Here is a 7147-nt window from a genome sequence, read left to right as displayed (position 1 = left end):
GCGTAAGGCTTCGCTTCGATGCAGAGATGTCAAAACGGATTTCTGCGTGGGAGGATGAAGGAGGCTTGTCTGGCGAGGACGACGTGCCATGACGGCCATATGGCTGTTTCGATTTCGACAACGGAGAACACGGCAGGTTTGGATCGGCGACGGCATCGGCATCACGCCGTTCATCGCGGGCATGAAGCATCTGGCGCAGGAGCAGCGCGCACATCCGGATCAGTCTCGTCCGTTGATCGATCTGTTCCACACGACGGCCGATTATGACGAGAAGGCCTTCGCCAAGCAGAAGGCGGACGCGGAAGCCGCGAACATCCGCATGCACATCCTGGTCGACTCCAGAGACGGCCCCCTGACGAGTGAATGCATCCGGACCGCCGTGCCGGAGTGGCACGAGGCCAGCATCTGGTTCTGCGGACCGGCGGGTTTCGGGAAGGCGGATTCCTCCGTGCGCCGTGAAGTCGGCGAGCAGCTTAGCTGAAAGGCACCGCGAACTCGGCTTCGAGCCCATCAGCTTTCGTGCGAATATTGAAGCGGCCCCCCCAGACATCCGCGACGTCGCCAACGATAGCCAGACCGAGGCCGGCACCGCCTCCTGATCGGTCGAGCCGCCCGCCGCGCAAAAGAACCTCCTTCAGGTGCTCTTCAGGAATGCCGGGGCCGTCATCCGTGATGGTGATGATGACGAATCCCGCCTCCCGACGGGCCCGAACTGACACCTTTGCTCGCATTTTCAAGCAGGTTGCCGAGCGCTTCGGCAAGATCGTCCGGATCAATTCGAGCGATTGCATCTTCGGGTATATCCACCGACCAATCCAATCGTCCTCCGGCTGGCGTGCGGGCGACGACGGCCAACACCCGCTGGACCACGTCGGAAACCCGGGCGCGCGCATCGGGCCTGACGATCGCCATCCGAGCTCTGGCGAGCTCTCGGTCGACATGCCGTCGCATCGCGGTCGCCACCTGCTCGACCTGGTCCGCGATCTCTGCTTCGCCTTTCGCCCGTAGCCGCTCGACATCACCGGTCAGCACTTGCAACGGCGTCTTGAATCCGTGGGCGAGGTCACCGGCCCGCGCTCGGGCCTTTTCGACCTGCGTCTCGCGAGCTTCGAGCAGAGCGTCCACCTCCCGCGTCAGCGGAACGATCTCATCGGGAAACGATTGCCCCAGCCGTCGCGCTTTGCCCCGCCGGATCTGCGAAAGCTGCTTGCGGACGGCATCAAGCGGTTTCAAGCCAATGGCCACCTGCGCGTATCCGGCGCTGATCAGTAGAATGGCGATCACGGCCAGATAAGGCAGGAGGTCGGCAGCGAAAGCACGGCTCGCTGCCGAGATTTCACGCGAATCAAGAGCGACCGCCGCGCGCGCTGCCCCGCTGCCGAGACGAGCTGGCAGCGTTACGCTGCGCTCGAGCGCCAGCAACCCAGAGCCATCTGGCCCGGGTATACGGTGCCGGTGAACTGCACCGTCTGCAAGCACGTCCTGCGGCAGCGCGAGCTTGGCATCCCACAGCGACCGCGACCGCAGAAGCTGGTTGCCGACCTGGAGCTGCCAATAAAGACCCGACAAAGGTTCCGAGAAGCGGGGATCTGCCGGGGATGTCGCCATGACAAGGGTGCCGTCGTCGCTCCGGTCCAGGCCGCTGACGACCTGATCCAGATAGACACGGATTTCCGCCTCGACGCGGCGTTCGACATGTCGCTCAAACAGAAACGTCAATCCGATGTATGACAGTGAAAGTGCCACCAAGACGGACACCGCTCCGGCGAGCAAGAGCCTCAGGCGAAGCGAGCCCCTCGTCATTCAGTCCCCTGCGCGACCGCATAGCCGAAGCCGCGCCGCGTTGCGATGGAATCCTGCCCAAGCTTCTTGCGCAGGCGCGCCATCACCGCTTCCAGCGCGTTCGCTTCATGCGCATCGTCATCTCCGTAGAGATGCTCCAGCAGTTCGGGGGGCGACACGACGCGCCCCTTGTGATGCATCAGATAAGCCAGAAGCCTGTATTCGAGCGGCGAAAGCGTGACCGGGACGCCGTTTCTCGTAACGCGCATCTGCCGTGCATCGAGGCTCAACGGCCCCGCTTCGATCACCGAAGTGCCCAGTCCTGCCGAACGCCGGATCAGGGCGCGCACGCGGGCGAGAAGTTCTTCCATGCGAAAAGGTTTCGGCAGGTAGTCGTCGGCACCCGCATCGATGCCTTCGACACGCTCGGCCCAGGCTCCGCGCGCGGTCAGGACCAGGACCAGCGTCATGCGCCCTGCCGCACGCCATCGTTTCAGGACGGAAAGACCATCCATCTTTGGCAGGCCGAGATCCAGCACGATCAGGTCGTAGTCTTCGGTGTCGCCACGGAACCAGGCCTCTTCGCCGTCACCAACGGTTTCGACGACATAGCCCGCCGCCCCGAGCGTGGCGACAATGTCCGCCGCGATCCGGGGATCGTCCTCGACGACCAGGATTCGCATCAGTCGTCCTCGCTTTTCATGATTTCGGCAGTCATCGCGTCCACATAGACTTCCCGAAGCCGGCCTGCAGACGTGATCACCTTGAACTCATAGACATAGCGGCTGCCGTCACGATCGAACTCGACGCCAACCACTTCACCGCCAAGCTGGTCGCGCACCTGGTCGAGGATTTCGGCGAGCGGCCGGGCATGGCCCTGTTCGCGCGCCCACCGCGCTCGATCGTGATCGTGGCGATCGCTCCGGTCCTCATCGGCACGCGCAGGTCCGCCTGCCGCGGTCAGCAGGGCAAATGTCAGAAGGATCGTTCGTCGCCTGAGGTCCATATCGCAAGGTAAATTACTCCAGCAAAGCTGACAGATCGCTGACATGGATCAACAGGATGGCGTCAGGAGGCTGATGGCACAGTCCCTGCGACCGGACGGCAGAGGCCGCTCGACAATCCAAAATGGAGACCAACAATGCGCAAATCCCTACTCATTCCTGTAATCGCTTTCGCCCTGGCTGGCATTGTGGGCACGGCATCCGCCTCGGATGACGAGATGAAGATCGATGCTCCCCAGGACCAGTGGCTGACGGTCGCGCAGATCGCCGAGAAGTTCACGTCCCAGGGCTACGACGTCCGTCAAGTCAAGGCCAAAAAAGCCGCCTACGAAGTCTACGCCATCGACAAGGATGGCAGGCGCATCGAAACCTATGTCCATCCGGTCACCGGCGAGCCTCTCAAGCGCGAGAGGGAGGACGACTAATGACCGCCTTCGAGGAGAAGGCCGAAGCCGGCGGCATCGAGCCGCCGGCGACGGCCGGATCGAGCGGGCGGACGGTTCGTGTCTGGGATCCACTGGTCCGCCTGTTTCACTGGTCTTTGGTAGCCGCGTTCGTCATAGCCTGGACCACCGGCGATGAATTGGAGCGCCTGCATGAAACGGTTGGCTACGTCATCTTGGGACTGTTGGCTTTCCGTCTCGCGTGGGGATTGGTAGGGACCAGGTACGCCCGCTTCGGCGACTTCATCTATCGGCCGTCGACGGTGGTCCGGTTCCTCGTGGACACGGTTCGGTTCCGCGCCAAACGCTACCTCGGCCACAATCCCGCGGGCGGTGCCATGATCATTGCACTTCTCATCGTACTTGCCGCGGCGACCGGTACTGGGACGATAATGACGACCGATGCCTATTGGGGCGTTGAATGGGTCGAGGAGGCTCACGAGGTAACGGCGAATCTCGCGGTTGTCCTTGTGGGCCTGCACCTGGCCGGGGTCTTCATCGCCAGCATCGAGCATCGCGAGAACTTGGTGAGGGCGATGATCACCGGTCGTAAACGGCGCGAATGACGAATATTACGCAACGCCACGGCCGGAGCGGAAACTAATTCCGCCCCGGCCTCATCGCGACGTTGGATCAGAGGGCCGGCTTGGCACGAAGAAGCTCGCCGGTCACCCGATCAAAGATGGCCTTCGGCCCAAGCAAGATAGATTATTCTCCATGGATACGAGTATACACACGCCGGTCGACGGCGCTCTGGGCGGCAGGCGGGTGACCGCCAGTCATAACGGATCGCCGCCCGCGACTTTCTCATCGGCCAACGCTTCCAGAACGAAAGACGCGACGATCCGCCAGACCTCTTCGTCGTGACCGACAAGGAGGTGCCCGCCCTTGGGGTAGATGTGCAGCCTGCCGTCGGGCACGCTAGCGGCCACATGGCGGGCGGAGGCCGCGGTCCCGTAAAGATCGTCCTCGGCGCCGATGGCCTGCACGGGACAGGCGATCTTCTCTAGCTCCATCGGCGGGGGATTGCCGGCGGTGCGCGAGTCGAACAAGAGACCCTCGGCCCGGCGGCTCACCGGTAGGATGTGATTGAGGACGTCGCGCACGCGCGCCTGCTCCTCTTGATTGGCTGCGTGGACCAGAGCCGGCTCTGTGGCGAGGATGAGCCGCGTCATCGCATCCGGAGCAAGCCGAATGGCGCTCCAGAATAGGAAATCCGAGCGCAAGACGGTCATCATGACAGTCTCCGCGAGGCGGCTTTCGGCCGCCGATTCGTTCGGCCGACGGTCGGGCGCATAGGACGCGGGAACGAGAAGCACCAACGCTACGCAGCGCTCGGGTTGCCGGATCGCGAACTGCAACGCAGACAGCGCTCCCGCCGATCCGCCGAAGACGGTAACTTTCTCGAGGCCAAGATGGTCCAACAGATCGACATAGGCGTCCGCCTGCTGTTCCAGCGTGAAGCCTTCAGGAGCCGGGGTGCGCAGATAGCCGAAGCGCGACGGGGCAATCAGGCGGAAACCATGGTCAGCCAAGGGGCCGATAAATTCCAGCCCCTGATCGAAGCCGCCGCCGCTGCCATGGATGGCAAGGACCGGATGACCGCTGCCGGCAGAGGCGTATTCCATGGGCCCGAAGGACGTCTCGACGATCTGGCTCCGCCCCCGCAGGCGAGCTTCAAGTTCTCTCATGTCGCGATCGAACAGGAACCAGATTGCCGCTGCGGCAGCAGCCAATACGAGGAAGACTAAGAGCAGGCCACGCATATCATGGTGTCCTCGAACGGGCAGAAGAAGCCGCGGCCTGCGTCCTCAGGATTGCGGCCGGTGGCGACTGCAGCGCAGTGTGGGTGAACGGGCGCGGCTCACCTTGATCTACCGCAACACTGCCTTGGTTCCGGGAAGCACATTCGTCACCGCGCCTTCACGGCTGAACATCTGCTTGCGGTTGATCCCGACGACGGCGAAGAGATACATGTCCCAGGGCTGCGCATCGGGCCAGAGGGGATTGTTGAGCTGGAAGTGGAACAGTGCGGCAAGCAGGATTGAGCCGCGGGCGACGTTGAACATCGCCGTGAGGATGACGCTGACGGCAACGGAGCCGACGAGAAAGTGCATGAAGCGCCACTCGCTCTGCACCAGACCCAGCAGATAGAAGGTCGGCAGATGCCAGACGCTCCAGATCAACCGAGGACGAACCCGGCCCAGACCGGCACCATTCTTCGCTGCAAGAGCGGCAGGGCAAATCCGCGCCAGCCGAATTCCTCCACCGGACCCAGGACAAGCATGAAGGCGGTGGCTGCGAACAAGGTCCATAAACCCGACAGAGCGTCCCTCCAAGCAGCCAGCGTGCCGCCGAAGGCCGCGCCAAGGAAGAAAACGGTCGGAATGCCGAGAATGAGAAAGGTTCACCAGCCCGCCGGCATTCACCACAGCAATAGCCGCGTAAGGAACGCCCATAGGCCCGCCGTACCACCGGACTGGACTACCAGCACCACCGCCGCGACGGCCGGGGCATAGACGGCCGAGATGAACAAGGGATGGCTGGCGCTGACCGGTCCGAAGACCGCCTCGATCCGCTCCGGTATGGCAATGTAGAGCCATGAGCCCCCAGGCGAACCCGAAGGTGGTCAGCAGGAACGGTGTGACGGCGTTCACACCCGGATCGGTTGCCGCGCGGCGGTATATGGCCCGAGACGTGGCATGCTCCGAAGGCTTGACTGCCGATATCCTATCGCTCCGCTCCACGAGGCCTTTGACATGGCTCAAGCATATGAACGTCCACTGGCCGGCTACCCCGGCGCCGTCGGGATTGTGTCCGTCTGCGAGGGTCTTGATGGAAATCAACGCAAGGCAGCAGACCCGTTGATACGCATTGATGGCACTTGCTCAGCCAAGGAGGCGCAGAATGCCGGTCAAGGTTCGAAACGCCGTCATCTGGGCGTTTGCTCTCTACATCGTGTGGACCGCTGCAACATGGTTTCTGGAGGGGCGCATCCACACATTGCTGAGGCCGGAGGCCGTGGCCGACCGGCTCATCTATGTCGTAGTCGCCAATCTGGTGATTGGAATCGTCGGTGCGCTTCTTGTGCTAAAGCTCGCGATCTCCTCCGGTGGCGCGAAGCGGGAGCATACGGGTTTCGGTTCGCGCTCGCCCTCGATTCCGTGGATTGTGGTGGGCATCGCACTGGGTCTCGCCCTCTATTTCGTCCAGGGAGCGCCTTCCACGAACCCAATGGTGATCCTCAACGCCTATGCCCAGGTGTTTGTGGTCTCCGTCGCCGAGGTGCTCGTGTGCTGGGCACTGGTCGGAGGTGTCCTTCAGGGCGCGTTCGGCGGCTCCCGCTGGACCTCCGCGGCGGTTGCTGCGGTGATTGCAAGCGTGCTCTTCGGCATCTATCACTTCGCCCACAGCCCTCCGTTCGACACGATCGGGATGGTCGCGCTTCTCACCGCTGTGGGCCTCCTGACGAGTGCGTTCTTCTTCGCCTCGCGAGATGTCTACGCGACCATCGCCTTCCACAATTTTCTCGGCGTCTACGGCGTTGTGCAGGCTCTTGTCGCCGCCGACAAGCTTGGCGGTTTTGCAGCACCGCGGGTGCCGCTTCTTGCCACAGCGATCGTCTCGCTCCTCATCCTTATCGCCGCCGACGTGCTGATTGTCCGCCGGTCGCAAGCGCTGCAGCCAGGCACTGTTCGGTGACGGTCAGATAAAGCGCGTGCTCACAGCAGCGGTCTATTTCGCCGTTGTCTTCACGGTCGGCTCCGCACCTGGCGTGCTGCGCACGGCGTTTCCGGCACCGATTCCGGGTCGGGCGGCGCTTGTGCGTGCTGAGAGCCTGACCTGAAAAGAATGGAGTGATATCAGTAGGTTGTGATTCCGTCGGATTTGCAAAGATTCGATGGAGGACACGATGCC

At 62.7% G+C, this 7147-nt stretch carries 12 protein-coding genes; 5 read left to right on the top strand and 7 right to left on the bottom strand.

The genetic code is table 11. The features are described 5' to 3' along the window. The first annotated feature begins 88 nt into the window (after nucleotides 1-88). The gene (locus GM910_RS26485; protein ID WP_201285611.1) at nucleotides 89-481 is read left to right on the top strand and encodes a ferric reductase-like transmembrane domain-containing protein; all 393 of its coding nucleotides are present in this window, start codon (nucleotides 89-91) and stop codon (nucleotides 479-481) included. On the opposite strand, the gene GM910_RS27945 is transcribed toward GM910_RS26485, so the two are convergent. Genes GM910_RS27945 through GM910_RS26470 form a run of 4 tightly spaced genes read right to left on the bottom strand, consistent with a single transcriptional unit; the run spans nucleotide 474 to nucleotide 2833 of the window. Next, nucleotides 474-731 carry an ATP-binding protein gene (locus GM910_RS27945; RefSeq protein ID WP_425482738.1) on the bottom strand — a complete coding sequence of 86 codons (258 nt, stop codon included), beginning with the start codon at nucleotides 729-731 and terminating at the stop codon, nucleotides 474-476. The two genes, GM910_RS26485 and GM910_RS27945, sit on opposite strands and share 8 nt — an antisense overlap. After that, the gene (locus GM910_RS26480) at nucleotides 664-1746 is read right to left on the bottom strand and encodes a sensor histidine kinase (protein ID WP_201285609.1); all 1083 of its coding nucleotides are present in this window, start codon (nucleotides 1744-1746) and stop codon (nucleotides 664-666) included. The genes GM910_RS27945 and GM910_RS26480 overlap by 68 nt, the downstream gene beginning before the upstream one ends. A 53-nt stretch (nucleotides 1747-1799) precedes the next feature. Beyond that, nucleotides 1800-2465: a response regulator transcription factor gene (locus GM910_RS26475; protein WP_159593829.1), complete on the bottom strand. Its 666-nt coding sequence runs from the start codon at nucleotides 2463-2465 to the stop codon at nucleotides 1800-1802. Continuing rightward, entirely contained in the window at nucleotides 2465-2833 is a 369-nt protein-coding gene (locus tag GM910_RS26470; protein WP_159593827.1) for a PepSY domain-containing protein, read from the bottom strand. The genes GM910_RS26475 and GM910_RS26470 overlap by 1 nt, the downstream gene beginning before the upstream one ends. A 90-nt stretch (nucleotides 2834-2923) precedes the next feature. Between GM910_RS26470 and GM910_RS26465 the strand changes: the two genes are divergently transcribed. After that, nucleotides 2924-3211, top strand: coding sequence for a PepSY domain-containing protein (locus GM910_RS26465; RefSeq protein ID WP_159593825.1), 288 nt, complete (start codon nucleotides 2924-2926; stop codon nucleotides 3209-3211). Continuing rightward, a complete protein-coding gene (locus GM910_RS26460) occupies nucleotides 3211-3795 on the top strand; it encodes a cytochrome b/b6 domain-containing protein (RefSeq protein ID WP_159593823.1) in 585 nt (194 codons plus the stop codon). The genes GM910_RS26465 and GM910_RS26460 overlap by 1 nt, the downstream gene beginning before the upstream one ends. A gap of 213 nt (nucleotides 3796-4008) precedes the next feature. Here the strand turns inward: GM910_RS26460 and GM910_RS26455 are convergent, their stop codons facing one another. From GM910_RS26455 to GM910_RS27940, 3 genes are all read right to left on the bottom strand, one after another. Next, entirely contained in the window at nucleotides 4009-4995 is a 987-nt protein-coding gene (locus GM910_RS26455) for an alpha/beta fold hydrolase (protein ID WP_159593821.1), read from the bottom strand. 108 nt (nucleotides 4996-5103) lie between these two features. Beyond that, nucleotides 5104-5415 carry a hypothetical protein gene (locus GM910_RS27045; RefSeq protein WP_201285608.1) on the bottom strand — a complete coding sequence of 104 codons (312 nt, stop codon included), beginning with the start codon at nucleotides 5413-5415 and terminating at the stop codon, nucleotides 5104-5106. Next, nucleotides 5412-5537: a CPBP family glutamic-type intramembrane protease gene (locus GM910_RS27940; RefSeq protein WP_425482737.1), complete on the bottom strand. Its 126-nt coding sequence runs from the start codon at nucleotides 5535-5537 to the stop codon at nucleotides 5412-5414. The genes GM910_RS27045 and GM910_RS27940 overlap by 4 nt, the downstream gene beginning before the upstream one ends. Nucleotides 5538-6136: 599 nt before the next feature. On the opposite strand from GM910_RS27940, the gene GM910_RS26445 reads away from it, so the two are divergent. Continuing rightward, nucleotides 6137-6931: a CPBP family glutamic-type intramembrane protease gene (locus GM910_RS26445; RefSeq protein WP_159593819.1), complete on the top strand. Its 795-nt coding sequence runs from the start codon at nucleotides 6137-6139 to the stop codon at nucleotides 6929-6931. Between the two features lie 16 nt (nucleotides 6932-6947). Beyond that, on the top strand, nucleotides 6948-7076 hold the full coding sequence (locus tag GM910_RS27700) for a hypothetical protein (RefSeq protein WP_281354930.1): 129 nt from the start codon (nucleotides 6948-6950) through the stop codon (nucleotides 7074-7076). Nucleotides 7077-7147: the final 71 nt, after the last annotated feature.

This window comes from Chelativorans xinjiangensis, assembly GCF_009812055.1.
Classification (GTDB): domain Bacteria; phylum Pseudomonadota; class Alphaproteobacteria; order Rhizobiales; family Rhizobiaceae; genus Chelativorans; species Chelativorans xinjiangense.
The sequence above is the reverse complement of the archived record's forward strand: the minus strand, read 5'-3'. Positions and strand labels throughout refer to the sequence as shown.